The organism is Acinetobacter sp. AC1-2 (genome assembly GCF_016124155.1).
Classification (GTDB): Bacteria; Pseudomonadota; Gammaproteobacteria; order Pseudomonadales; family Moraxellaceae; genus Acinetobacter; species Acinetobacter calcoaceticus.
The window spans coordinates 296,077-321,290 of record NZ_JABFFO010000003.1 but is presented as its reverse complement, the minus strand read 5'-3'; the positions used below and the strand labels follow the sequence as shown (position 1 = coordinate 321,290).

Below are 25,214 nucleotides of genomic sequence, written 5' to 3'. Positions count from 1 at the left end.
TTGTGCTGGCGACCATAGCAAGAGTGAACCACCTGATCCCTTCCCGAACTCAGAAGTGAAACCTCTTAGCGCTGATGGTAGTGTGGGGTTTCCCATGTGAGAGTAAGTCATCGCCAGCTCATTATTCTAAACACCCTCAACTTAACAGTTGAGGGTGTTTTTTTATGCTTGGAAAATTTAAATACACACATAAAATGTTGAGAAATATAGGGCAATAAAAAGAACTCTATGAGAGAGCTGTGCTATAAATAATAAAAAATTGTCTATTTAAGCATAAATAATAAGAGAGAAGCACATATGAAAATCTATGGTGATGTGGGTTCGGGTAATTGCTATAAAATCAAACTTTTACTTTCCTTATTAAATATTAATCATAGGTGGATTCATATTGATATTTTAAAAAAAGATACTCAAACCCAAGAGTTTTTATCCCTAAACCCTAATGGAAAAATACCTGTATTAGTTCTGGAAGATGGACGTGTTTTAAGTGAATCTAATGCTATTTTAGGTTACTTAGCTGAGGGAACAAAATTCATTCCCATAGACCTTTATATTAAGGCGAAAATGTACCAGTGGATGTTCTTTGAACAATATAGCCATGAACCTTTTATTGCAGTTGCACGTTTTATTAATAAATACTTAGGTTTACCAGAAGATAGAAGAACCGAATATTATAATTTACAGCCAAAAGGGCATAAAGCATTATCTATTATGGATAAAGTATTAGCAGAGCACGACTATCTTACAGGACCACAACTCACCATTGCTGATATTGCGCTATATGCTTATACACATGTGGCTGATGAAGGTGGCTTCGATTTAAAGTTATACCCAAATATTCAAGCATGGTGTCAGAGAATTCAAGAATATCCCAGATATGTGAGCATGATTGAATAAAAAAGAACTCTTAATAGAGTTCTTTTTAAGTATGAGGGAAATTTCGAGCGTTTTCTGGTTTAGAAGTGAGCTTCTAAACCAATATATGGGCCTTTAAATTCAAATTTAAGGTCATTGTTATCGTAGTCATCTAAGTCGATATTGAGTACGCGATAACCTGCTGTTAAACCAAGATCAATTAATAGGTTATCTGCAAATTTATATTTTACTTCTGCTAATGCATCTGTGATTCGTGCATCGTCAAAGTTTGTATAGGTTGCTTCACCTTTAGCACTTAAGCCTGTAAATGGAAGTTTTACTTCACCTGATAAATAAGCAATAGGATATGTTTTATCAATATCCACGCGCTTACCTGTATACGCAGTGATATCACCATTTAGTACAGTTGCACCAAGTCCGGCATCTACACTCACAATATTATCTAGTAATTCGTAATAGAGAATAAAATCGCTATGCTCTAAATCAACTTTATAGTTAGCTTGACCTAGAGTTTCTGATTTAGTTTGAGTATCTAAATTTACATAACGAATTTTTGCATTTGGAATAAATGGGATTGGGTGTTCTACTGACAATGAGAGTTGAGCACTACCTTTTTGATCTAGATCCTGATCATCAGGGAATTGAGAAGACATATTAGCTTTACCATCATAAAACCAGTAGCCTACTTCTCCTTTGACTCCAACAAAGTCTGCTTGAGCAAAGCCACTTAAGCCCATCCCGAGCGTTAACAACGACATTTTTAATATTTTCATTTTAATATCCGAATAAAAGAAATCTTCGAGCGCATGATATAGACATCTTGCTACAGATGCATTGATAAAAAATAAGCCTATCGAGTATATATCTATAAGATTTTTTGAGACTGAATAAAAATTCATGTATTTCAAATAACTAATATTTATTTATTAATTTTGATGACACTAAGCCTATAAAAATTTTAGTATAAATTTTGTCATCTAACAGTAACGTGACATTTAAATCTTAATTGAAAACTGAAGAGTTAAGAATAAATTACTGGATAAGTCGAGTAATTGAAGAGCTCTTTCAATGAATTGGAATAAAATATCATTGAACAATAATGTCAGCCCCTAAGCTTTAGGACGTAAAGATAAGCTGAAAAATAACCAATTGTGAAAAAAACTTGGAAAATTCGTAAAATTTCTGATGGAAATTACAGTAAAAAGAAATAAAAACAGGTATTGTTCAGCTACATAGGGGCAAAAAATGGACAAAAATCTTTAAGGAAGAATTTTCTATTTTTGCTTGTTTGAAATGAAAATAAAAATACTCACAAGGTGCTTTTTATTCTCAATCAAACACAAAAGTATTCTTTGGTTCTTTTTTTGCATGCGGAATAACAATCAACAATAGCAGTAAAAATAAGCAATCTTTTAACATTAGGTGTTTTATGACAGATTCTCGTGAAAACTGGACGTCACGATCTGGTTTTATTATTGCAGCCGTTGGTTCGGCTGTAGGCTTAGGTAATATTTGGCGCTTTCCATACGTTGCTTATGAAAATGGTGGTGGTGCGTTTCTTATTCCCTATCTATTGGCACTCATTACTGCTGGTTTACCGTTACTATTTTTAGATTATGCGGTAGGGCATCGTAGTACTGGTTCGCCTCCAAAAGCATATCGTGCTTTATTTAAAGGCGGAGAAACTTTAGGGTGGTGGCAGGTTTGTGTCTGCATCATCATCGGTTTGTATTATGCAAGCGTCCTGACGTGGGCAGGTAGTTACGTTTACTTCTCTATTGGTCAAATGTGGGGAAGTGATCCAGAAGGTTTCTTCTTTAATACTTACCTACAAACCTCAAAAGCGGCTGGTTTTGATTTACAGTTTGTAAGTCATTTATTCTGGCCGATTGTTGGAATTTGGGCACTTACTTTAATCATTCTTTATGGTGGCGTGAAAAAGGGTGTGGAATTATCTAATAAGATTTTCATGCCATTATTATTCGTTCTATTCACGATTTTGGTAGTCCAGTCATTGCGTTTGCCTGGTGCAGTTCAAGGTTTGAATGCATTCTTTACGCCAAACTGGTCTGCAATGATGGATTATAAAGTTTGGTTAGCCGCTTATGGTCATACCTTCTTCTCACTATCTGTTGGCTTCGGGATCATGGTGACGTATGCATCATATTTGAAACCAAAAACTAATTTAACTGGTTCTGGCTTAATCGTTGGTTTTGCAAATGCATCAACAGAGATTCTAGCGGGTATTGGTATTTTTGCAGCGCTTGGCTTTATGGCACATGCTGCTGGTACTGAAGTTAAAGATGTGGTGAGTGGCGGGATTGGATTGGCATTTATTGCATTCCCGAAAATTATTTCAAGTTTAGGTACAGGTGCCGATTTATTCGGTCTCTTATTCTTCTCTTCACTTTTCGTCGCAGGTATTTCTTCGATGGTCAGTATTTTGGAAGTGCCTATTGCAGCAATGCAAGATAAGTTGAAATGGGGCCGTAAAAAAGCTGTAACGATTATTGGTGGTGGTAGTGCACTCGTATCAATTATTCTATTCTCAAGTGTAAATGCGATTAAACTGGTTGATATTGTCGATCACTTTATTAATAACATCGGGATTATTGGTGGCGCATTAATATCAATTATTAGCGTAGCTTGGTTTAAACGTTCAGCTCTTAAAGAACTTAGTGACCATATAAATCGTATCTCAACCATCCAAGTTGGTAAGGGATGGGATTTCACTTTAACTGTCATCACCTCTTTAATCTTATTAACAACGCTCTGTATGACTGTTTTTAATTTGATCAAAAATGGCTATGATACTTATAGTATGAGCTTACAAGGTGTATTTGGCTGGGGCAGTGTGATTTTCTGTGCGGTCGTTGCAATCGTGTTAAGCAAAATGAAAGATCGCTAGGAGGATAAAATAATGAATACTTCGGCAATCGTGATGATGGTGATTTCGATGGTGTTTTTATGGGGTGGATTGATTTTATCCATTCTACATTTGTCGAAACATCCTGAAGAGTTAGATGATGTTCTAGAAGATGTAAAAGATCAGCACACGCTTTGATGCTGATTAAGTAAAAAAGCAGGCTCGAAGCCTGCTTTTTTTTATGCAATTTTTTGAATTTTACAATAATAAAATCCATCGCCAGATTGTGCTTCTGGCAGCAATTGTCGGCCATGAATTTGCTCAATACCCCAATCAGCTTCAATTTTGATTTCTTTCGCATCAGTATGTTCTGCGAAGAAATCTATCATTTGCTGTTCATTCTCAGTTTTTAAAATTGAACATGTGATGTAGAGCAGTGTACCGCCAGCTTTGAGCTGTTGCCACATGTGCTGCAAGATCTGCTTTTGTAGCTCAATCGTTTGGCCTATATCACTAGATTGGCGTAATAAACGTATGTCAGGATGACGTCGAATGACCCCTGTTGCAGAGCAAGGCGCATCTAGCACAATACAATCTACAGGCTGCGCTGGAACCCATTGGGTTGCATCAGCTGCCAAAATTTCTGTTTGACTTTGATCAAGTGCTAAGCGGTTTAAATTCTCAGTCACACGGACTAAACGATTAGAATCTTGGTCAATGGCAATGAGCTTAGTCGGTTTAAACTTTTCGAGTAAATGAGCCGTTTTTCCACCGGGTGCTGCACAGGCATCAATCACTGTTTTATTATTTAAATCTGGCAATAATGTCGCACATAGCTGAGCATGCTCATCTTGTACAGAAAACCATCCCTCTTCAAAACCAGGTAGTTGGGTAATTTGAACAGATTGCTCAAGGACGATGCCTGCTTCAGATAAAATACACGCACGTGCTTTAATTTCTAAACTTTGTAATTTTGCTAAATAAGCGTCTCGGCCAATGTGGCGTTGATTAACCCTTAAGGTTAAAGGTGCTACTTGCTTTAATGATTGGCATAGAGATTCGGTTTGTTCACCCCAATCTTTTTTCACACGCTTATAAAGCCAACTTGGTAAGCCATGCGCCTGTTGTAAACCTTGTTGAAATTCATCAGTTTCACGCGTCGCTCGGCGTAAAATTGCATTCACAATGCCGCTGAGTGCTGGGAACCCAAGTTGTTTAGTGGCGTCTACTGTTTCAGATATGGCAGCATGTGCAGCAATACGCGTGCATAAAACTTGATAAAGGCCGACGTAAAGACAGGTTTCAACAGTTTCATTATTTAACGGTTTGCTGAGTAAAGGTAGGCTAATTGATTTAAGCGCAAACCATTGACGCAATGTACCCAAAACCAACTCGTGAAACAAAGCACGATCGCGCTCTGCAACCTGATTCAACTGTGTATTTAAAATACTAGCGAGTGATTGGCCTTGCTGAACTTTTAATAACGTCTGGACGACTTGAGCACGTAAGTTAAATCGTGACGAATTTGATGAAACCTGACTCATGGCAGAATTTGTCCTACGTGAAGTTTTTGAGTTTGGCCAATTTGTTGGGCATTCATTGCTTTGCCGCCCGGCCATTGCACACTGGTCAGACAAATAAAGGAATCTTGCCCACAAGCAACATGTACGCCTTGCTTATCAATCGCGATAATTTCACCAGCTTGGGCATTCGCTTTGTCTTGACTAGAAATTGTTGAGCTCCAAATACGCAGAGCATTATTTTCATCTAACTGAACGAAGGCAACAGGCCAAGGGTTGAATGCACGAATATTTCGGTCAAGTTGAATAGCATCAGTTGACCAGTCAATACGAGCTTCTGATTTCACGAGCTTGTGTGCATAGACAGTTAGGCTTTCATCTTGAACTTCACGTTCTGCCAAATATTTTTGTAATGTTGCTTCTGACTCGAGTACTGCACAAATCGCTTCTGCACCTTGAACAGCTAATTTGTCATGCAAGCTGGCAGAGGTCTCTTCGGCGATGATTGGGCAGTAGGTTTTATACATCATATCGCCTGTATCTAAACCGGCAGCCATCTGCATAATGGTAATGCCTGTTTCATCATCACCTGTTGCGATTGCGCGCTGAATTGGTGCTGCACCGCGCCATCGTGGTAATAATGAGCCGTGAATGTTTAAACAGCCATATTTAGGTGTATCGAGCACAGCTTGTGGAAGAATCAAACCATAGGCAGCAACCACCATCACATCAGCACCTAAAGCAGCGAGTTCTTGTTGAGCTGCCAAGCCTTCCTCAGTTGAAGCTTTAAAGTGAAGCGGTTGATAAACAGGAATATTATGTTCAAGTGCAAGCTGTTTTACAGGAGATGGCGTTAATTTTTGTCCGCGACCAGCTTTACGATCTGGTTGAGTATAAACTGCGATAATTTCATGGGAAGTTTTTAATAAAGCCGCCAATGCTGTTGCAGCAAATTCGGGGGTGCCAGCAAAAATAATTTTCACAAATGCAATCCAAAAAGAGTTTGTGGATAGTATACGTGAAAAACGTTTGAAGCCCTAAACTCATAGCTATTGAGAGATTTGGTTTTTAAATAGTGAACAAAAAATTATTGAAAAACTTTTATTGATAAAAAAAGGTTATGAAAAAATAAAAAATTATTCATGTAAGTTTTGCTAAATATTGACTGACTATTACTGTTCTTGGCTTTCCGAATATTATTTGCTTCTATAGAATGGAGAATGATCAAATTATGATGATGAGTCAATATTCCGACTGATCTAACGCTATATCAGTATCATTCAGCCAGAGTGGGAGAAATTTCGCTCAAGCACAACTTGTTGGAAACACTAATGCCTGACTATCGTTCAAAAACATCGACACACGGAAGAAATATGGCTGGCGCACGTGGCTTATGGCGTGCAACAGGAATGAAAGATGAGGATTTCGGCAAACCGATTATTGCGGTGGTCAATTCATTTACTCAATTTGTTCCGGGCCATGTACATCTTAAAGATCTAGGGCAGCTTGTTGCAGCAGAAATTCAGGCATCAGGTGGTGTTGCTAAAGAGTTCAATACGATCGCAGTAGACGACGGGATCGCAATGGGGCATGACGGCATGCTTTATTCTTTACCATCACGTGATTTGATTGCTGATTCAGTAGAGTACATGGTGAATGCGCATTGTGCTGATGCTATGGTCTGTATTTCTAACTGTGACAAGATTACTCCGGGAATGCTCATGGCTGCGATGCGCCTGAATATTCCTGTGGTTTTTGTGTCTGGTGGACCAATGGAAGCAGGTAAGGTCAAATTCCGCGGTAATGAAAAAGCGATTGATCTTGTTGATGCAATGGTTGTTGCAGCTGATGAAAGTTATACAGACGAAGAAGTTGAAGAATTTGAACGTTCAGCATGTCCAACCTGTGGTTCATGTTCAGGTATGTTCACTGCAAACTCAATGAACTGTTTAACCGAAGCGTTAGGTTTATCTTTACCGGGTAATGGTTCGATTGTCGCGACACATGCTAATCGTAAAAAATTATTCTTAAAAGCAGGTCAGCTTATTGTTGAATTGGCTAAGCGCTATTACGAACAAGAAGATGCAAGCATTTTACCTCGTTCAATTGCAACAAAGGCCGCATTTAAAAATGCCATGACGCTTGATATTGCAATGGGTGGTTCAACCAATACCGTTCTACACTTATTGGCTGCGGCAAGTGAAGCGGAAGTTGACTTTACCATGGACGATATTGACGAACTATCACGTCGAGTGCCTGTATTATCTAAAGTAGCGCCTGCAAAACAAGATGTTCATATGGAAGATGTACACCGTGCAGGTGGCATCATGGCCATTTTAGGTGAACTTGATCGTGCGAATTTACTTGATGTATCGCTACCAACCGTACATGAGAAAACATTAAAAGATGCCTTAGATAAGTGGGATATTATTCGTACTGAAGATGCAGATGTGTATGAGTTCTATCGCTCATCTCCGGGTGGTGTACCAACTCAAGTTGCGTTCTCGCAAAATCGTTACTATGCAACTTTAGATGGCGATCGTGAAAAAGGCGTTATCCGCAATGCCGAACATGCATTCTCTAAAGATGGTGGTTTAGCTGTGCTATACGGCAACATCGCTCTTGATGGTTGTATTGTGAAAACTGCGGGTGTAGATGAATCTATCCTAAAATTTACTGGCACAGCGCGCGTGTTTGAGAGTCAAGATGCTGCTGTAGATGCAATCTTGGGTCATGATATTAAAGCTGGCGATGTCGTTGTTATTCGTTATGAAGGTCCACGTGGTGGTCCGGGTATGCAAGAAATGCTTTACCCAACCAGCTATCTTAAATCAAAAGGTTTAGGAAAAGACTGTGCATTAGTGACAGATGGTCGTTTCTCTGGTGGTTCATCAGGCCTTTCGATCGGACATGTTTCACCAGAAGCTGCTGAAGGCGGTGCCATTGGTTTGGTCGAAGATGGTGATACCATTGAAATTGATATTCCAAACCGTACCATTCACTTGAACGTTGATGATGCGACTATGGCGCACCGTCGTACAGTTCAAGAGGCAAAAGGCTGGCACCCGAAAGAAGAACGTAAACGTAAGGTATCAAAAGCGTTAAAAGTTTATGCAATGCATACAACTAGTGCAGCGAAAGGAGCTGTACGCGTTCTATAAAATATTCAATTTTAATAATTGAGTAGAAATTATGCACTTTTCAGCACGATGAATTATTATCTGTTGAGGGTGCATTTTTTTCGCCTGATGAAAAAAATAGGCTTGTAGATGAGGGTGTTGCAAGTCATTCTATGGGTTTGTCATAAAATGATGATAAAATCTTCACCGATGCAGGAACACGTGCAATAACATGATATTTGTTCTGCGTAAGCAGAGCTCGTCAGTATTTTGTATATTAAGCTTCTGCTGCACTTTGTACTGCGATCAAAGCAGTTTTTTGGTCTAGCTTAGGATTTTATTTTTTAGAGGCACTATTCATGTCACTGCTACGCCGTTGGTTTGACCCTATCCGATCGAGTTGGTTTTACCAAAAACCCTCTCGTCAAGCGGTGTTACCCACGGAAAATGGTTTAAGTATTTATTTACGACTTGATGATGTGTATAGCTATTTGGCTGTTCAGCAATTATCTCAGCTCGATGAGATTTTAAGTGATGAACTTAAGCCTTTAAAAATTATTATTTCCCATACGGCTTCTGAACCTCCAAATGGTATGTCACATGAAGAGTGGCAAAATTATTGTCTGAATGATGCAAAAATTTTAGCCAAGCAACACCGTTTTGCTTTTGATGAATTTCCAGAAATCCCAAGCCAAGAATCTTTAAAACAAGCCGCTGTCATATTAAAAAGAACTCCATTACAAGGTCAGAATTTCTTACATTTACTAGAAGATATTTTTCACATGCTTTGGCAGCAGCAATATGGAAAGCTGCGTACTCTTCATGCCATGGCAGTTAAACATCAGCTTCCTCAACATTTTTCAGAACGTATTTTTACGGATGAACCTGTACCGGCGGCGTACTTTGAATTTGGTGGACGTAAGTATCATGCAGTAGATGATTTATTACGTTTAACCCGTCGTCTAAAACAGCAAAAGTTACTTACTGGTAATCCGATCTTTTTAATTAATCATATCGAATGGCGTGAACATTTGATTAATGATGCTGAGGCACTTACCGAAATTCAGACACTTCGTCCTGAACTCGATATATATATTGCCTTAGAAGATCCAATGAGTTGGCTGTTACTTGCTTATATTAAGGAAGAGTTGGCCGATTATTATGACATTCAATTAAAAGTTTACCCCTTAAGCTATCAAGGCCGAGATTGGTTTGACTGGAGTTTGGCAACCCGTGTTTCTAAACGAACAGATGTAGCTTTTACCCCTTTTTGCCGTCCTACAGAAGAAAGTACGCTTGAGATGGCAAAGCTTTTCTATAGCGTGCCTGAAAATCAGCAAATCGATACAGTTTTTACGATCTTGCAGGCTGTTTGGACAAAAGGCAAAGATTTATCTTTCAAAAAGCATTTCCAAGAATTACAGCAGCAGTTGGGAATTGAGCAGTTAACCGAACAGGATGTACCTGCTATTCTGGCGCAAAATGACGCATTTTGCAGAGATAAGCATCAGCCTGATTTACCAGTTTTAGAGTTGCGTATTGATGGGCAAAGCTATGTATTTAATAGTTTGTATCGTGTTTGGATGATTGAAAGTATTTTTAGCAATGTATTAGAAGAAAAATATAAAACAGCCTCAACTTTTAATTGAGGCCTTCTCCTAAAAACAAGAATAGGGCAAAGCCTGTTTTTTCCGTAGCATAACCTTGTAAGGAATCGGAGATAAACAGTGACATTTCTAGCAATTATTATGGTGGTGTTTGCCTTTGCTGGCATGATTAAAGGCATGATCGGCTTAGGGTTGCCCGCAGTATCGATGGGCCTACTCACTATCGCAATGAGTCCTTTTCAAGCAGCATCTCTTCTGATTGTTCCTTCAATGGTGACCAATGTCTGGCAGCTTTTCGCTGAAGGACATGTCTGGGCTTTTATTCGCCGTTTCTGGACTTTGCTTGTAGGCATTGTGGTGGGCTCAATATGGAGCTTTCTGCCCACTTTGAGCCAAAGTCATGGGCATAGTAGTGAAATTTTATTGGGCTGTATGCTGGCCTTATATGGGCTCTATGGTCTATGCGTGAAAAAGCTTCCGCACTTAGGCAAGCATGAACGTTGGTTATCGCCCATCATTGGTTATATTGGTGGGGCAGTTACCGTAGCTACTGGGGTTATTATTATTCCAGTAGTGCCTTATTTACAGTCGTTGCATTTAAAACGTGATGAGTTAGTACAGGCTTTGGGGCTGACTTTTACCGTGTCTACCATTTGCCTTGCAGTCTTTTTACACCACAACCCTATGTCAGGAATAACGCTAGACTATCGTTTATCTTTTGCGGCTTTATTCGCTGCATTAGTTGGAATGTGGTTAGGTAAAAAAATCCGTTATCGACTGAATGAGCAGAAATTTCGCCGTATTTTTTTCATTGGTTTAGTGTTATTAGGGATTTATATGGTTTTGCACTAAGCCAAGTATTTAAGGGCGATGTTGCAGTAAAAAATCAGAAAACTGTTGATAGTTTTGAGGGAGTTGATTGAAATTTTGTGTGGCTAAAAGCAGTTTACGATTTGCCCACGCACCTAGTAATTGAATCGAATGAAAATCATAGTCTGATTGCAAACGCTGTGCAGCGCGGGCGGGCATAATTGCAATTCCAACACCTTTCGCCACAACCTCAGCAATTGCGCCAAAATTAGGTAAACGTAAACGATACTGTATGTTAAAGCCCAATAATTTAGCTTGAGTTTCAATTGATTGTTGCAAAGAGTGGTGGGGCTTAAGACCAATAAAGCCATAACTTAAAGCATCTACCAAATTCAGCTCTTGGTATTGAGCTAAATTGTGGGTAGTAGGGCAAATCAGAACTAAAGGGTCACTGGCAAATTCTTTTGTTTGCAAATGCCTTGTATCAAAGAAACTTGAGACGAGTCCTAAATTGGCAATTCCCTGCGTTAATGCATCTACAATTTCAGAGCTTTCGGCTTCATGTAAATCAATATTCATTTCGGGATGAAGTACCAAGTATTGAGGTAATAAAGGAGGCAGATATTCGCTTTGGGCAGAAGAGTTACACCACAGCGTTAATGCCTCTGTGGTAGGGGGCCTAAACCGCTGCATTTCTTGTTCTAATTGATCTTTTTGCGCCAAGAGCTGACGAGCATTTTCTACAAAAGCATGCCCTGCGGTTGTGAGTTCGACTCCTGTTGCCTGGCGAATAAATAAAGGAGTTTCAAAATATTGTTCGAGTTTTTTTATACGTTCGCTGGCAGCCTGAAGTGAAATCGCGGAACGATCTGCACCTTTAGTTAGGCTACCTGTAGAGACAATATGGAGAACCAGTTGTAAATCAAAAAAATCAAAACGCATGACAGGGAACGTATTGAAGGGTAAGAGATCATCATACTAAAAAGTGATCAAGAAAGGTCGATGAAAAATAATAATAAAAAAGGCAGCTGATGCTGCCTTTTGGAACTTACGTTTTATCTTTTAAACTAAATAACCAGTTCAAAATAATGGCTGCAAATGTTGCTGTACCAATGCCACCTAAATTGAAGTTACCAAACATCAATTCAAAGTTTCCGGCACCTAAAATAATCGTCACAGAAGCAACAATCAGGTTTTTATTGTTAGAAAAATCGACTTTATTTTCAATCCAGATTTTTGCACCAGCAATGGTAATTAAACCAAATACGACAATAGATGCACCTGTTAAAACAGCATTTGGGATGGTACTAATTACTGCACCAAATTTTGGAGATAAACCCAAGAAAATAGCGAAGACACCAGCAATAACAAAAACAATGGTTGAGTACACACGAGTTACCGCCATGACCCCAATGTTTTCGCCATAAGTAGTCATACCCGGTGCGCCAACGCTACCAGAGAGTGTTGTGGCCAAACCATCTGCGACAAATGCTTTGCCCAATTGTGGAGTCAGGTTTTCACCAGTCATGGCACCTACAGCTTTAATATGCCCTAAGTTTTCTGCTACTAAAATAAGCGCAACCGGAGCAATAATTAGCATAGCTCTGGTGTCAAAAGTAGGGTGTGAAAAACTTGGGATACCGAACCATGCAGCTTGAGAGATCTGGCTAAAATCGATTGGTTTACCTAAACCTAGCCCATTGGTGGTGATGGCATAAATCACATAAGCTAAGATTAAACCGACCAATAAAAGTAGACGTTGCAATAAGCCGCGAGTAAAAACCGCAATACTTCCCATACAAAGTACGGTAATTAAGGCCATCCACATTTCAAATGGTTGGCCTGCAACACCTTTAATTGTCACTGGTGCAAGGTTTAGACCAATAATCATCACAATCGCGCCAGTAACGACAGGTGGCATGAGTTTTTCAATCCAGCGTGTGCCAGTAAGCATCACAATAAAACCGATGAGGGCATAAAATACGCCGCACGCAACGATTCCACCTAAAGCCATAGAGAGGTTTGGATTTGCACCTGAACCTGTAATATGCCCAGTCGCTGCTGCAACCACACCAATAAAGGCAAAACTTGATCCTAAGTAACTTGGAACGCGACCACCTGTAATTAAGAAGAACAGGATGGTACAGATGCCAGACATTAAAATGGCAAGATTTGGATTAAAACCCATGAGTAATGGTGCTAAAACAGTTGCTCCAAACATGGCAAATGCATGTTGGATACCTAAAATAGCACTTTGAACTGGGGGGAGATATTCATTGGTAGAGACTGGCCGATGGTCAATATCACCTTGGTAAGGCTGCCATTTTGGAAACCAATTGGACATAAAATAAACTCGTTATTCTTTAATTGGTGCAATGATACTCTTTCTTGAGAATGCATTTAATCTCTAGAGAGAAGTATGTTAGTGAAAATTAATTATTTTTTAACGATCGGTATAATTTTTTAAATTCTAAATGTACGTATTTAGTTATTTTTTTCTTATAAAAATTAATTTTATGATTTTTAAAAAATATTTAAAAAAATAGAAAATCGGGGAAAATTTAAGAAAACTGGGGAACTTTGTAAGTAAAAAGCAGCGCATCGGTAATGCACTGCTTTGTTAAACAATCGGTAAAATCAGCTTAGCCAGTGTTACGTAAACCAGCAGCAATACCTGCAATACTCACCATTAGCGCATGATCAACAGGGGTGTTTTCTGCTTGACGCTCAGCGAGATAATCACGACGGCGTTTCATCAGTTCAGCTTGTAAAAGGTGTAAAGGCAGTAAATAAGGTTTGCGAACTTGCATAGACTGATCAAGAACTTCGTTATTACTCAGAAGTTTTGATTCATCTTTTAAAGCAAGTAAGGTTTCAACAGCATCTTTTAATCGCTGACGTAATTGGTTGCCGAGTACTTTTAAATCTTCATCTTCAGTCAGATGTGATTCGTAATAGAGCGCAATATTGGCATCGGCTTTTGATAATACCATTTCCAGCATATCGATGAGTGTCTGGAAATAAGGCCATTGCTGGAGCATTTCATCAAGCGTTGCTTTTTGCTGATCTGCAATCACTTCATTAATCGCTGCACCAGTGCCTAGCCATGCAGGTAACATTAAACGGATTTGAGTCCATGCAAACACCCATGGAATCGCACGTAAAGACTCGATGCCGCCACTCACTTTACGTTTTGCCGGACGCGAACCTAGTGGCAACATTTGTAACTCAAGCTCAGGCGTAACGGTCCGTAAATATTTCACGAAGTGTGGGTTTTCACGCACTGTTTGACGATAGACCTTCACCGAATGATCTGTCATACGGTTCATGAGTTCACGCCACTCAGCTTTAGGTTCCGGTGGTGGTAATAAGGTCGCTTCAAGTGTTGCTGCGGTATAGATTTCAAGGTTTTGCATAGCAATCCCTTCTAAACCGAATTTGAAGCGGATCATTTCACCTTGTTCTGTAACTCGGATTGCACCAGAGATCGAACCCGGTGGCTGTGAAAATAGAGCCTGTTGAGTTGGAGCACCGCCACGACTAATTGAACCACCACGACCGTGGAACAGAGTCAACTGTACGCCGTGTGTTTGAGCAATTGCAGTCAGCTCTTCTTGAGCACGATATTGCGCCCAGTTGGCAGACATAAATCCGGCATCTTTTGCAGAGTCGGAGTAACCGATCATAACTTCGTGTTTACCCTGAATGTGCTGTTTATACCAATGCATATTGAACAGCGTATTCATGGTAGTTGCAGCGCCATCTAAATCTTTTAAAGTTTCAAATAGAGGAACTACTCGTAAAGGATGCTGAATACCTGCTTCTTTTTGCAATAACAATACAGCTAAAACATCGCTTGGATATTCAGCCATAGAAATAATATAAGCTCCTAAAGATTCAGGCGGTTGGTCTGCCAAAGTACGCATGGTTGCAAATACTTCTTGAACATCTGGGTGTCCAATCAAACTGCCTTCAGGTTCATTAATATATTTCGGTAAAAGTGGGCGTTTGCTTTGTAGTTCCTGAATCAGGAAGTTTTGGCGCGCTTGTTCAGTCCACGATTCAAAATTACCTAAACCTAAGTATTCGGTAATTGCTGAAATTGCTTGGCGGTGACGACCTGATTCCTGGCGAATGTCGAGTTTAAGTAGTTCAATACCAAAACAGTTCACACGGTAAATAAAGTCGAGGAGTTGACCATTCGCAATTTCAGGCAGATTACTGTCGATTAAAGAGCGATAGCACAATAATAACGGTTGTAAGAGCTCATCTTTACTTTTAATCACATTCGTATCGTCTGCTTCGAGTCCTTGCAAACGTTGAGCTAACCAGTGACGAGTCGCTTTCAAGCGTTCTCGTGTTGCACGTAAATACTCACGATAAGGTTCTGCATGTTGGTTACCAATGGCCTGAATCATTTCTTCAGAACAGGTTTGAATTGAGAGTTCCCAACGTAAGTTTTCGATATCTCTTAAATAGAGATCGGCAGCCTGCCAGCGCGATAACCACAGAACTTCTTGTGTAATTTGATGGGTAACATTTGGGTTACCATCGCGGTCTCCACCCATCCAAGAGGCGAAACGCACTGGTGCAATGTTAAGTGGTAAGTTTTGTTGGCAATTTTCTTGAACCAACTCATTTAACTCACGAATAAATTTAGGTACTGCATTCCAGAGTGTTTGCTCAATCGTCGCAAAGCCCCATTTTGCTTCATCAACAGGAGTAGGACGATGTTGGCGAATTTCATCTGTTTGCCATGCCGAACTAATTTGTTGTTTTAGGTTCGCAAGAGCACTTTGACGCTCACGTGGAGTGAGTTTTTGCTGATCAAGCTGTGATAGACAAGCATTGATATCATCATATTTCTGAATGAGTGTACGACGACTAACTTCAGTTGGATGTGCCGTAAGTACCAACTCGATATCAAGATCACAAACTTGTTGGAATAGTTTTTCTGTCGAAATACTTTTATCTTTAAATTTTTCAAATAGGTGAACAAGTGGATTCGGAGAGTTGGTATCCGAATCGAATTCTGCCTGTCTGCGGCTACGAACCACATGATATTGCTCGGCAATATTGGCAAAATTTAGGAAATGAGAAAAAGCTCGGGTAAGGGGAAGTAGTTCATCGTCGGGTAAATTTAAAAATAATTGTTCTAGTTGCTTTTGGGCTTCAGCTTGGCCATCACGTGCACCTTTAGCAAGGGCACGAATTTGCTCGATCTGATTAAACAGCTCTTGTCCTGCATGTTGCTTTAGGGTTTCACCTAATAAATTACCAAGTAAGCGGACATCCTCGCGCAGTGGCGCATCGATTTGCTGAACCATGCTATTTTCTCCTGTTCTTATCCTTATCGAATATAGCGTGATTAACAAACATTCCAAGCTTTGAGCGTAAGAAAATGTGAATTTTTGCTTAAAAAATAACATTTAATTTGCATGCGATGCTGTTAACGATGGCATGCACTCAGTACAACTTTTGGCAATGGTACTTTGGTTTAAGTCTGATATTTGAGCAGGAATAACGTAATTGCATCTTGAATAATTTGCTCAAGCTCATGAGCATTTGGTACAGCAATGATCCCAAGTAAAACCTTCTGGTTGCGTACGCCAAGCAATAAGGACATAAGAAGCTCGGTTTGATAAGTAGGATTATCGGTTTGAATAAAACCTAATTGAGCCGCTTTTTGCAAAAACTCAGCTAATTGATTTTGCAGTCGGGTATGAGATGCATCAAAAAACTGTAGGGCGAGTGGACTTTGTTCTGCTGCAAGTTCAAATAAAACGTGTTCAAGTTTAAGTGCTTCAGGTGAGTAAATAATTTGCAAGGCGCGTGAACACACAATAAAGAGTGCTTGATAAAAGTCTGCCGATGCATCTAATTCAAATTGTTTAGTGCAGAGAGACTCTTCACAGGTTTCTGTAATTGCGCAAATAAATAGATTGGCTTTGTCTTGAAAGTGATTATAAACCGTGAGCTTAGTGACACCTGCTTCCTGTGCAATCTGGTTCATGCTGGTACCGTGATAACCAGATTTTAAAAAAATAGCTTTCGCGGCTTGTAAGATACGAGCACGTTTTTCTAGATCTTTGGGGCGCCCACTTTGATTAACTGTTTGCACAAAACCCTCTGTTAAAAATTTAAAAAATAGCGATTTATAAGTTTTTCTTTAATTAATGTACCCATGAGTATATTAATTAAAAAACAAACAATTTATGATGCAAGCATATTGTGCCTTAAAAAATCAGTTTGAATAAGAGCGATAAGATATGAATCTGTTAAAACCTCTCATCATGAGTATGGTGATTGTTTGTACGGTCACATTAATGGGGTGCAGTAAAGAGGCCCCCAAAACAGAAGAAATACCCTATGTGATGGTGGCTCAACCCTTGACCACGCTCAATGAACAAAAAAGCTATGCAGGGGATGTACAGGCCAGACAACAAACGGCTTTAGCGTTTCGAGTTGGTGGGCAAGTTACGGCACGTTACGTGGACGTTGGTGATCGAGTTAAGGTTGGACAAGTTTTAGCAAAGCTTGACGTGGCAGATGCTCAGCTACAGTTAAATGCTGCTAAAGCCCAACTGGACAATGCACAGGCAGCAGCAAAAACGGCATCAGATGAGTTAAAACGTTTTCAGCAGTTACTGCCAATTAATGCGGTTAGCCGTTCGCAATACGATACGGTAAAAAATCAATATGACTCGGCACAAGCAGCGTTACAACAAGCTCGTTCTAACTATGAAGTTTCTGCCAATCAGACAGAATATAACCAACTCGTTTCTAATAAAAACGGGGTGATTACTGCGCGAAATATCGAAATTGGACAAGTGGTTGCAGCGGGTCAAGCCGCTTATCAACTGGCAATTGATGGAGAGCGTGAAGTTGTCATTGGCGTACCAGAACAAGCGGTTGCCGAGATCAAGGTTGGCCAAGCAGCTTGGGTCACTTTATGGTCTAAACCGAATGACCGATTTGCTGGTTATGTACGCGAAGTTTCCCCAGCAGCTGATCAGTCTCGTACATTTACGGTCAAGGTTGCACTTAAAGAAGGTCAATCTGTTATTCAGCTTGGACAAAGTGCACGCGTATTTTTTAGCTCGACTCAAACCAATGTGATGAGTGTGCCACTTTCGAGTGTCTCAGCAACAGATAATCAACCTTACGTATGGGTTGTTAATGTGAATCAGACATTGCGTAAAGTACCTGTAACGATTGGTGCATATGGCAAAGATAGTGTGCCAGTATTATCTGGCTTGGCCCCAAATGATTGGGTTGTGATTGGCGGCGTACATTTGCTACGTGATAAGCAGAAGATTCACCCGATTGACCGTGAAAACCGTGGGGTGAAAATTCAGGGAGCAACCCAGCCATGAAATTCAATCTCTCGGAATGGGCATTAAATAATAAAGGCATCGTCCTTTATTTTATGCTGTTGCTTGGCATTGTCGGTGCGATCTCTTATTCAAAATTATCACAAAGTGAAGACCCACCCTTTACCTTTAAGGTAATGGTGGTACAGACCTACTGGCCTGGGGCGACTGCCAAAGAAGTTTCTACTTTAGTTACGGACCGTATCGAAAAGGAACTTATGACAACAGGGCAGTATGACAAGATTATGGCTTACTCCCGTCCAGGCGAGTCACTAGTCACTTTTGTGGCCAAGGATTCACTTACTTCTGACAAGATTCCCGATGTTTGGTACAACGTTCGTAAGAAGGTCAATGATATACGTCATGAACTACCAAACGGCGTACAAGGTCCATTTTTCAATGACGAATTTGGCGATACTTTCGGCAATATTTATGTACTGACAGGCAAAGACTTTGACTATGCACTTCTAAAAGAATATGCAGATCGTTTGCAATTACAGCTTCAACGGGTCAAGGATGTCAGTAAGGTCGAATTAATTGGTCTGCAAGATCAAAAAATCTGGATTGAGATTTCTAACACCAAAGCAGTACAGCTCGGTATTCCGGTGACTGCGATTCAAGAGGCCTTACAAAAGCAAAATAGTATGGCAAGTGCTGGCTTTTTTGAAACAGGCACAGACCGTATTCAGATTCGGGTAAGTGGTCATTTACAAAACATTGATGAAATTAAGAAAATGCCTTTACTGGTAGGCGATAAAACTATTCAACTCGGAGATGTTGCTGATGTCTACCGTGGTTTTAGTCAGCCTGCTCAGCCACGTATGCGTTTCATGGGTGAAAATGGTATTGGTATTGCTCTATCGATGCGTAAGGGTGGTGACATTATTGCCTTAGGTAAAAATCTAGACACAGAATTTGCCCAATTGCAAAAGACACTACCTTTAGGTATGAAACTCCAAAAAGTTTCTGACCAACCTGTAGCAGTACAACGTAGTATTCAGGAGTTTATAAAGGTGCTCGCTGAAGCAGTTATTATTGTCTTGTTAGTGAGTTTTTTCTCTTTAGGTTTCCGTACAGGATTGGTTGTCGCTTTTTCTATTCCTTTAGTTTTAGCAATGACCTTTGCGGGTATGAGTCTATTCGATGTCGGCCTGCATAAGATTTCACTGGGTGCCTTGATTCTGGCGCTAGGTCTGTTGGTCGATGACGCCATTATTGCCGTAGAGATGATGGCAATTAAGATGGAGCAGGGTTATAGCCGGATTAAAGCCGCCGGATTTGCGTGGAAAACAACAGCATTTCCGATGCTCACTGGAACACTGATTACTGCGGCTGGTTTCTTACCGATCGCTACGGCTCAGTCTGGTACAGGTGAATACACTCGCTCTATCTTTCAGGTGGTGACGATTGCCTTATTAGTCTCTTGGGTCGCGGCAGTTTTATTCGTACCTTATTTAGGTGAAAAGCTATTACCCGACTTTACCAAAATAGGCCATCAGGCACCTTGGTATGTCCGTTTATGGGCGAGATTAACTAAAAAACCGCAACCGCAAACTGTGGCTATTTCACAGGACCATCACTACGACCCTTACCAATCTAGCTTCTATTTACGTTTTAGAAAGATGGTCGAGTTTTGTGTGACTTACCGTAAAACCGTAATTGCGACGACGGTGGGTATTTTTGTACTGTCTGTATTGATGTTTAAGATAGTTCCTCAGCAGTTTTTCCCACCTTCGAACCGTGCCGAGATTTTAGTTGATTTAAAACTTGAAGAAGGCGCTTCTTTAACAGCGACAGAACAAGCTGTGAAAAAGGTTGAAAAGTTTCTGTCTAAACAAAAAGGTATTGATAACTATGTGGCCTATGTCGGTACAGGATCGCCACGTTTTTATTTACCGTTAGACCAGCAATTACCGCAAGCCAGCTTCGCGCAGTTTGTAGTTCTGGCATCATCACTTGATGATCGTGATGAAATTCGTCGCTCGTTAGAAACACAAATTAAGCAATTACTTCCGCAAGTTCGTACTCGCGTGTCATTACTGGAAAATGGCCCACCTGTTGGTTATCCGTTGCAATATCGTGTGTCAGGTGAAGATCAAAATCTGGTACGTCAAGAGGCACAGAAAGTCGCTAAACTGATGAGCGAAAACCCAAATACGACCAATGTACATTTAGATTGGGGTGAGCCGAGTAAGATTATTTCAATTCAAATTGACCAAGATCGTGCTCGACAAATGGGTGTCTCTAGTCTGGATTTAGCGAATTTTATTAATGCATCAATTACAGGTAGTGCGATTGAGCAATATCGTGAAAAGCGTGAACTTATTGAAATCCGTTTACGCGGTGATCAGAGCGAGCGAGTTGAAGTGGCTTCACTGGCAAGTTTAGCTGTACCAACGACCAATGGAACGACCGTGCCTTTAGCCCAGATTGCTAAAATTGAGTATAAGTTTGAAGATGGCTTAATCTGGCATCGTAACCGCTTACCAACCATTACTGTTCGCGCAGATATTCGGACTCAATTACAACCAGCTACAGTGGTTGGTGAGTTAGCTGAATCAATGGATAAGTTACGTGCTGAATTACCAAGTGGCTATCTTGTTGAAGTTGGTGGAACCGTAGAAGAGTCTGCACGTGGGCAAAATTCTGTGAATGCTGGTATGCCACTGTTTTTAGCGGTTGTCATGACATTACTGATGATTCAGCTTAAGAGCTTATCTCGCGCGACCATTGTGCTGTTAACAGCTCCACTAGGTTTAATTGGTGTGGTTTTATTCTTACTGTTATTTAACAAACCATTTGGCTTTGTGGCCATGTTAGGCACAATTGCGCTCTCTGGCATGATCATGCGTAACTCGCTTATTTTGATCGATCAAATTGAACAAGACAGGCAAGCAGGTCATTCCACATGGGAAGCGATTATTGAAGCAACAGTACGTCGATTCCGTCCGATTATTTTGACTGCTTTGGCCGCAGTTCTGGCGATGATTCCACTTTCACGGAGTATTTTCTTTGGTCCGATGGCAGTTGCGATCATGGGTGGATTGATTGTTGCCACCTTACTGACATTATTTTTCTTGCCTGCGCTCTACGCAGCATGGTTTAAGGTGAAAAAAACCGCATAAAATACATAATTTTTTTGTGAATAAAGGTGCGAAATATTGAAAACTCCAATATAGTAGCACCTGTCTTTACACAAAAAATACAGGATTATTTCACTGCATAAAAAATAGGCAAATGCAGTGAATTGAGGTGAAATACAGATGGGGCAAGACCATATCCAACAGCATCGCCGTTATATTGTAATTTCTTATGCGTTCATGTTTCTTGCATTGTTTACAGTTATTTTTGCAGCCTTTGCTTATTTGGTTGCTCGCAAAGTAGCAGTTGTAGATAATGCGGAAGTTTGGATTCATGCGCATGCACTATGGATTATGCGAAACGGGATTCTATTTCTTTGTATGGCAATTTTTGCTGCGGTCTGGTTTATTCCGCTCTTCTTTTTTGCATGGGACAGTAATCTTTGGGTAACTGCCTCTACGGTTGCTGGTGTGGTATTTAGCGCGATTGCGTGGTTATTTCTATTAAATGCATGGTTAAAAGGCTTGTCTAAGTATTTAAAAAATAAGGCAGTTTTTTAATATATCTATTTTTTAAACATTTTCCCCTTGTAAATTCGGCTAAAGCCCCCCATTTAGTCGGCAATAGAGTATTGATAAAATTCCGTGAGGAGCACCGCCAAAAATGGCTAAACGTGATTATTATGAGGTTTTAGGCGTTTCAAAAACCGCAAGTGATGATGAGATCAAAAAAGCCTACCGTAAATTGGCGATGAAATATCATCCTGATAGAAACCCTGACAATGCCGAAGCTGAAGAGAAATTTAAAGAAGCTGCTGAAGCTTATGAAGTTTTATCGGACAGCGAAAAGCGTAGCATGTACGATCGCATGGGTCATAATGCGTTCGAAGGTGGCTTTGGCGGCGGTGGTGGCGGCTTTGGCGGATTTAGTGCAGAAGATATTTTTAGCCAGTTCGGTGATATCTTCGGTGGTGCATTCGGTGGTGGTGGACGTCAACAGCGTCAACGTCGCGGATCAGATTTACGCTATGTAATGGAACTTACCCTTGAAGAAGCTGTAAAAGGGGTGAAAAAAACCATTACCTTTACTGCTCCTGCACCATGTGATGTGTGTGATGGTAAAGGTTCAAAAAATCCAAAAGATGTTGAAACTTGTAAAACTTGTCATGGTTCAGGACAAGTGCGTATGCAGCAAGGTTTCTTCTCTGTACAACAAACATGTGGTACTTGTCGTGGCCAAGGTAAAATTATTAAAAACCCTTGTCAGGCATGTCATGGTTCTGGTGTAGCTGATCGCCAGCAAACGTTGGAAGTTACAATTCCAGCGGGTGTGGATAATGGTGACCGCGTACGTTTGAGTGGCAAAGGCGAAGCAATTCGTGATGGCCAATCAGGTGATTTGTACGTTGAAGTGGTTGTTCGCGAACACGAAATTTTCCAACGTGATGGTGCTGATCTTTATATGGATGTACCTGTTAGCATTGCTGATGCTGCACTTGGTAAAGAAATTGAAATTCCAACTTTGGAAGGTCGTGTTAGCTTGAAGATTCCTGAGGGAACTCAAACAGGTAAATTATTCCGTTTACGTGGTAAAGGCGTTCGTCCAGTACGTAGCAGCATGGTGGGTGATTTACTCTGCCGTATTGTGATAGAAACACCGGTGAACTTGAATGCTCGCCAACGTGAATTACTTAAAGAGTTGCAAGCTTCTTTTGATGGCGAAGACAGTGCTTCTTCACCAAAGAAAAAATCATTCTTTGATCGTTTGTTTGATTAATGCTTGATTAGATAAGAAATTAAAAAGAAGGCGGATATTGATAAAATATCCGCCTTTTTATTGCGCTGATTCATCTTATTATTTTTATTCTGCTTAAAAGAAAATTACTTCTGCTTATTCTGTAGGGTGAGCAACATCAATGTCGTCAACACTTACAGTAGGTTCACTAGCAGCAAGAGTAGGCGCATTTTCGATAACTGGTGCGGCTACTGCTTCTGCCTGTACAGCTACTTTTGGTATTTCTGCCGTTGTTTCGCCAATAATCGGGTCAATATCTTCAACTTTAACGTTGGTATTAGCCTCGCTTGCTATGCTAATTTGAGCTGTAGGCGTTGCTGTTTGAGTATTTACGTTAGTTGTAATGCGTGCTTTAGATAAGCTTTCTAATGTGTCTCCTGGCTGGATTGCAGGCTCTGCAAATGCCACTGAACTCATAATCCCCATCATCGCTGTTAAGCCAATAATTCTCGAATGCATGCTGAACTCCTTATAGTCATCTTTTTTCATTCGTGGCTGAGTAGTGTGCAGATCAATTCTTTAACTTTTGTGAAAACAGATTAAATTTCAGCTGATCTTAAAAAATAATTTTTACTTTTTATCGTGAGCAAAGAGTTTTGATATAGTAGACAAATTACGTAAAACAGAAGATTGAGAAGGATTATGTCAGCAGCTCCACGCATTGGTGTTTTAGGTGCAGGCGGTCGTATGGGCCGTACGCTTATTCAAGCAGTTCAACAGGCAGGCTATCAATTGGCTGCTGCGGTAGAGCGTCCAGAAAGTAGTTTGGTCGGCACTGACGCAGGTGAGCTTGCTGGTATTGGTTCAGTGGGTGTGAAGGTTTCAGGAAGTTTGGCAGAGGTTCTTAAAGACTGCGATGTAATCATTGATTTTACTGCACCAGTTGCAACTGCTCAGCATTTGAAGCTTTGCCGTGAAGCTGGGGTTGCCATGGTTATTGGTACAACAGGTATGTCAGATGAGCAAAAAGCTGAGTTAGACGAAGTTGCCACTCATACACCTGTGGTTTACGCTGCGAACTATTCAGTAGGTGTAAATGTATCAATCAAGTTACTTGAGCTTGCAGCAAAAGTATTTGGCGATACAGTAGATATTGAAGTGATTGAAGCTCATCACCGTCATAAAGTAGATGCGCCATCAGGTACAGCGTTAATGATGGGTGAAGCGATTGCAGATACTTTAGGCCGTAACTTAAAAGAAGTTGCTGTTTATGGACGTGAAGGGCATACAGGTCCACGTGATCGTCAAACGATTGGTTTTGAAACCATTCGTGGTGGTGATATTGTTGGCGAACACACTGTTATGTTCATTGGTGAAGGTGAGCGTGTTGAAGTGACGCATAAAGCAACTAACCGTATGAACTTTGCTGCTGGTGCAGTGCGAGCTGCGGCATGGGTTGTGGGCCGTGAAGCGCGTAAATATGACATGAAAGATGTTTTAGGATTGAACAACGTACAGGTTTAAAACCCTGTACGTATTCCATGTGTAGCGAGAAAAAAAAGATAGAGCAGAACATGAATAAAAAACAAATTGCCCTTACCACTCTTCTTTGTTTAAGTAGCCTCTGGACGGGGGCTGCTTCTACAGAAAAAGCTAAATTAAGCTTAGACCGCAATAATATTAAAGTCTGGACCTATCAGAAGACTGATAATCCAGTCTTTCAATATAAAGCAGAAACGACATTTGATGTGCCACTCGAACGCGCTGTCGCCGTGATTTTAGATGTGAATCGTGCCGATCAGTGGGTGCCTTATATGGGCAAAGTTGAAATGTTGTCTCAAGATGAGAAAAAAGGTGAGTTCACACTGTATATGGTGTTGGATTTTCCATTTCCTTTGAAAGATCGTGATGTCGTTGTAAAAGGAAAAATGAGCAAGGCTGCAAATGGCGTTGTGACAATTAAAAATACTGCAATTAGCGGAAATTATCCGATACAACCTGATGTGGTGCGCTTAACACGCTATGAAGGGGACTGGACATTCCAGAAACTTGCAAATAATAAGGTGAAAGTAACCACCAGTGGTTATGCTGATCCTGCTGGTGCAATTCCATTAAGTTTTGTGAATATGTTTGTTCAACAGCAGCCTTACCAGATGTTGCTTAAAATGAAGCGCGAAGTGACCAGTCCGATTTATGAACAACCGAAATTACCAGATATTTTAAAATAA

Annotated in this window: 20 protein-coding genes and 1 rRNA gene; 13 read left to right on the top strand and 8 right to left on the bottom strand. The window is 40.4% G+C overall.

Annotation, left to right across the window (positions count from 1 at the left end; genetic code table 11):
* Window positions 1–4 precede the first annotated feature (4 nt).
* Both rrf and HL290_RS13440 read left to right on the top strand, forming a co-directional pair.
* Window positions 5–119: ribosomal RNA gene (rrf, locus tag HL290_RS13445) — 5S ribosomal RNA — on the top strand.
* A gap of 178 nt (window positions 120–297) precedes the next feature.
* Window positions 298–897 carry a glutathione S-transferase family protein gene (locus tag HL290_RS13440; protein WP_198496732.1) on the top strand — a complete coding sequence of 200 codons (600 nt, stop codon included), beginning with the start codon at window positions 298–300 and terminating at the stop codon, window positions 895–897.
* A 59-nt stretch (window positions 898–956) separates the two neighbouring features.
* On the opposite strand, the gene HL290_RS13435 is transcribed toward HL290_RS13440, so the two are convergent.
* The gene (locus HL290_RS13435) at window positions 957–1,649 is read right to left on the bottom strand and encodes a TIGR04219 family outer membrane beta-barrel protein (protein ID WP_198496731.1); all 693 of its coding nucleotides are present in this window, start codon (window positions 1,647–1,649) and stop codon (window positions 957–959) included.
* 656 nt (window positions 1,650–2,305) lie between these two features.
* Here HL290_RS13435 and HL290_RS13430 point away from each other — a divergent pair.
* Entirely contained in the window at window positions 2,306–3,784 is a 1,479-nt protein-coding gene (locus HL290_RS13430; RefSeq protein ID WP_198496730.1) for a sodium-dependent transporter, read from the top strand.
* A 12-nt stretch (window positions 3,785–3,796) separates the two neighbouring features.
* Window positions 3,797–3,940, top strand: a complete 144-nt coding sequence (locus tag HL290_RS13425; protein ID WP_004640212.1) for a methionine/alanine import family NSS transporter small subunit — start codon at window positions 3,797–3,799, stop codon at window positions 3,938–3,940.
* 41 nt (window positions 3,941–3,981) lie between these two features.
* Here HL290_RS13425 and rsmB read toward each other — a convergent pair whose 3' ends face one another.
* Window positions 3,982–5,286 carry a 16S rRNA (cytosine(967)-C(5))-methyltransferase RsmB gene (gene rsmB / locus HL290_RS13420; RefSeq protein ID WP_198496729.1) on the bottom strand — a complete coding sequence of 435 codons (1,305 nt, stop codon included), beginning with the start codon at window positions 5,284–5,286 and terminating at the stop codon, window positions 3,982–3,984.
* Window positions 5,283–6,245 carry a methionyl-tRNA formyltransferase gene (fmt, locus tag HL290_RS13415; protein WP_198496728.1) on the bottom strand — a complete coding sequence of 321 codons (963 nt, stop codon included), beginning with the start codon at window positions 6,243–6,245 and terminating at the stop codon, window positions 5,283–5,285. The genes rsmB and fmt overlap by 4 nt, the downstream gene beginning before the upstream one ends.
* Window positions 6,246–6,593: 348 nt before the next feature.
* Between fmt and ilvD the strand changes: the two genes are divergently transcribed.
* From ilvD to HL290_RS13400, 3 genes are all read left to right on the top strand, one after another.
* Window positions 6,594–8,423 (top strand): dihydroxy-acid dehydratase, encoded by a 1,830-nt coding sequence (ilvD, locus tag HL290_RS13410; protein WP_003654323.1) that lies wholly within the window; start codon window positions 6,594–6,596, stop codon window positions 8,421–8,423.
* 317 nt (window positions 8,424–8,740) lie between these two features.
* A complete protein-coding gene (locus HL290_RS13405; protein WP_198078319.1) occupies window positions 8,741–10,030 on the top strand; it encodes a hypothetical protein in 1,290 nt (429 codons plus the stop codon).
* 78 nt (window positions 10,031–10,108) lie between these two features.
* The gene (locus tag HL290_RS13400) at window positions 10,109–10,840 is read left to right on the top strand and encodes a sulfite exporter TauE/SafE family protein (protein WP_198496727.1); all 732 of its coding nucleotides are present in this window, start codon (window positions 10,109–10,111) and stop codon (window positions 10,838–10,840) included.
* Between the two features lie 9 nt (window positions 10,841–10,849).
* Here HL290_RS13400 and HL290_RS13395 read toward each other — a convergent pair whose 3' ends face one another.
* The 4 genes from HL290_RS13395 to HL290_RS13380 form a co-directional block, all read right to left on the bottom strand.
* Window positions 10,850–11,740: a LysR family transcriptional regulator gene (locus HL290_RS13395; protein WP_198496726.1), complete on the bottom strand. Its 891-nt coding sequence runs from the start codon at window positions 11,738–11,740 to the stop codon at window positions 10,850–10,852.
* A gap of 106 nt (window positions 11,741–11,846) precedes the next feature.
* Complete coding sequence (locus tag HL290_RS13390; RefSeq protein WP_005037795.1) at window positions 11,847–13,142, bottom strand: solute carrier family 23 protein; 1,296 nt, start codon at window positions 13,140–13,142, stop codon at window positions 11,847–11,849.
* A gap of 298 nt (window positions 13,143–13,440) precedes the next feature.
* Window positions 13,441–16,125 (bottom strand): phosphoenolpyruvate carboxylase, encoded by a 2,685-nt coding sequence (gene ppc, locus HL290_RS13385; RefSeq protein WP_198496725.1) that lies wholly within the window; start codon window positions 16,123–16,125, stop codon window positions 13,441–13,443.
* A 170-nt stretch (window positions 16,126–16,295) separates the two neighbouring features.
* On the bottom strand, window positions 16,296–16,919 hold the full coding sequence (locus HL290_RS13380) for a TetR/AcrR family transcriptional regulator (protein ID WP_198496724.1): 624 nt from the start codon (window positions 16,917–16,919) through the stop codon (window positions 16,296–16,298).
* Window positions 16,920–17,067: 148 nt separating this feature from the next.
* Here HL290_RS13380 and HL290_RS13375 point away from each other — a divergent pair, with 148 nt between their 5' ends.
* The 4 genes from HL290_RS13375 (at window position 17,068) to dnaJ (ending at window position 23,028) form a co-directional block, all read left to right on the top strand.
* The gene (locus HL290_RS13375; protein ID WP_005044443.1) at window positions 17,068–18,174 is read left to right on the top strand and encodes an efflux RND transporter periplasmic adaptor subunit; all 1,107 of its coding nucleotides are present in this window, start codon (window positions 17,068–17,070) and stop codon (window positions 18,172–18,174) included.
* A complete protein-coding gene (locus HL290_RS13370) occupies window positions 18,171–21,296 on the top strand; it encodes an efflux RND transporter permease subunit (RefSeq protein ID WP_017388878.1) in 3,126 nt (1,041 codons plus the stop codon). The genes HL290_RS13375 and HL290_RS13370 overlap by 4 nt, the downstream gene beginning before the upstream one ends.
* A gap of 138 nt (window positions 21,297–21,434) precedes the next feature.
* Window positions 21,435–21,812: a hypothetical protein gene (locus HL290_RS13365; RefSeq protein WP_003654304.1), complete on the top strand. Its 378-nt coding sequence runs from the start codon at window positions 21,435–21,437 to the stop codon at window positions 21,810–21,812.
* 103 nt (window positions 21,813–21,915) lie between these two features.
* Complete coding sequence (gene dnaJ, locus HL290_RS13360; protein WP_003654301.1) at window positions 21,916–23,028, top strand: molecular chaperone DnaJ; 1,113 nt, start codon at window positions 21,916–21,918, stop codon at window positions 23,026–23,028.
* A gap of 114 nt (window positions 23,029–23,142) precedes the next feature.
* Here dnaJ and HL290_RS13355 read toward each other — a convergent pair whose 3' ends face one another.
* Window positions 23,143–23,505, bottom strand: a complete 363-nt coding sequence (locus HL290_RS13355; RefSeq protein ID WP_005044436.1) for a hypothetical protein — start codon at window positions 23,503–23,505, stop codon at window positions 23,143–23,145.
* 183 nt (window positions 23,506–23,688) lie between these two features.
* Here HL290_RS13355 and dapB point away from each other — a divergent pair, with 183 nt between their 5' ends.
* Window positions 23,689–24,510 carry a 4-hydroxy-tetrahydrodipicolinate reductase gene (dapB, locus tag HL290_RS13350; protein ID WP_198496723.1) on the top strand — a complete coding sequence of 274 codons (822 nt, stop codon included), beginning with the start codon at window positions 23,689–23,691 and terminating at the stop codon, window positions 24,508–24,510.
* A gap of 50 nt (window positions 24,511–24,560) precedes the next feature.
* Window positions 24,561–25,214 carry an START domain-containing protein gene (locus HL290_RS13345; protein WP_005037811.1) on the top strand — a complete coding sequence of 218 codons (654 nt, stop codon included), beginning with the start codon at window positions 24,561–24,563 and terminating at the stop codon, window positions 25,212–25,214.

Excerpts from the sequence above, each read along its gene's own strand:
- HL290_RS13365 (WP_003654304.1), top strand. The coding sequence starts at position 21,435 with ATGGGGCAAGACCATATCCAACAGCATCGCCGTTATATTGTAATTTCT.
- ilvD (WP_003654323.1), top strand. The coding sequence starts at position 6,594 with ATGCCTGACTATCGTTCAAAAACATCGACACACGGAAGAAATATGGCT.
- HL290_RS13405 (WP_198078319.1), top strand. The coding sequence starts at position 8,741 with ATGTCACTGCTACGCCGTTGGTTTGACCCTATCCGATCGAGTTGGTTT.
- HL290_RS13430 (WP_198496730.1), top strand. The coding sequence starts at position 2,306 with ATGACAGATTCTCGTGAAAACTGGACGTCACGATCTGGTTTTATTATT.
- HL290_RS13395 (WP_198496726.1), bottom strand. The coding sequence starts at position 11,740 with ATGCGTTTTGATTTTTTTGATTTACAACTGGTTCTCCATATTGTCTCT.
- HL290_RS13370 (WP_017388878.1), top strand. The coding sequence starts at position 18,171 with ATGAAATTCAATCTCTCGGAATGGGCATTAAATAATAAAGGCATCGTC.
- rsmB (WP_198496729.1), bottom strand. The coding sequence starts at position 5,286 with ATGAGTCAGGTTTCATCAAATTCGTCACGATTTAACTTACGTGCTCAA.
- dnaJ (WP_003654301.1), top strand. The coding sequence starts at position 21,916 with ATGGCTAAACGTGATTATTATGAGGTTTTAGGCGTTTCAAAAACCGCA.
- HL290_RS13440 (WP_198496732.1), top strand. The coding sequence starts at position 298 with ATGAAAATCTATGGTGATGTGGGTTCGGGTAATTGCTATAAAATCAAA.
- HL290_RS13345 (WP_005037811.1), top strand. The coding sequence starts at position 24,561 with ATGAATAAAAAACAAATTGCCCTTACCACTCTTCTTTGTTTAAGTAGC.
- HL290_RS13425 (WP_004640212.1), top strand. The coding sequence starts at position 3,797 with ATGAATACTTCGGCAATCGTGATGATGGTGATTTCGATGGTGTTTTTA.
- dapB (WP_198496723.1), top strand. The coding sequence starts at position 23,689 with ATGTCAGCAGCTCCACGCATTGGTGTTTTAGGTGCAGGCGGTCGTATG.
- HL290_RS13390 (WP_005037795.1), bottom strand. The coding sequence starts at position 13,142 with ATGTCCAATTGGTTTCCAAAATGGCAGCCTTACCAAGGTGATATTGAC.
- ppc (WP_198496725.1), bottom strand. The coding sequence starts at position 16,125 with ATGGTTCAGCAAATCGATGCGCCACTGCGCGAGGATGTCCGCTTACTT.
- HL290_RS13375 (WP_005044443.1), top strand. The coding sequence starts at position 17,068 with ATGAATCTGTTAAAACCTCTCATCATGAGTATGGTGATTGTTTGTACG.
- HL290_RS13435 (WP_198496731.1), bottom strand. The coding sequence starts at position 1,649 with ATGAAAATATTAAAAATGTCGTTGTTAACGCTCGGGATGGGCTTAAGT.
- HL290_RS13355 (WP_005044436.1), bottom strand. The coding sequence starts at position 23,505 with ATGCATTCGAGAATTATTGGCTTAACAGCGATGATGGGGATTATGAGT.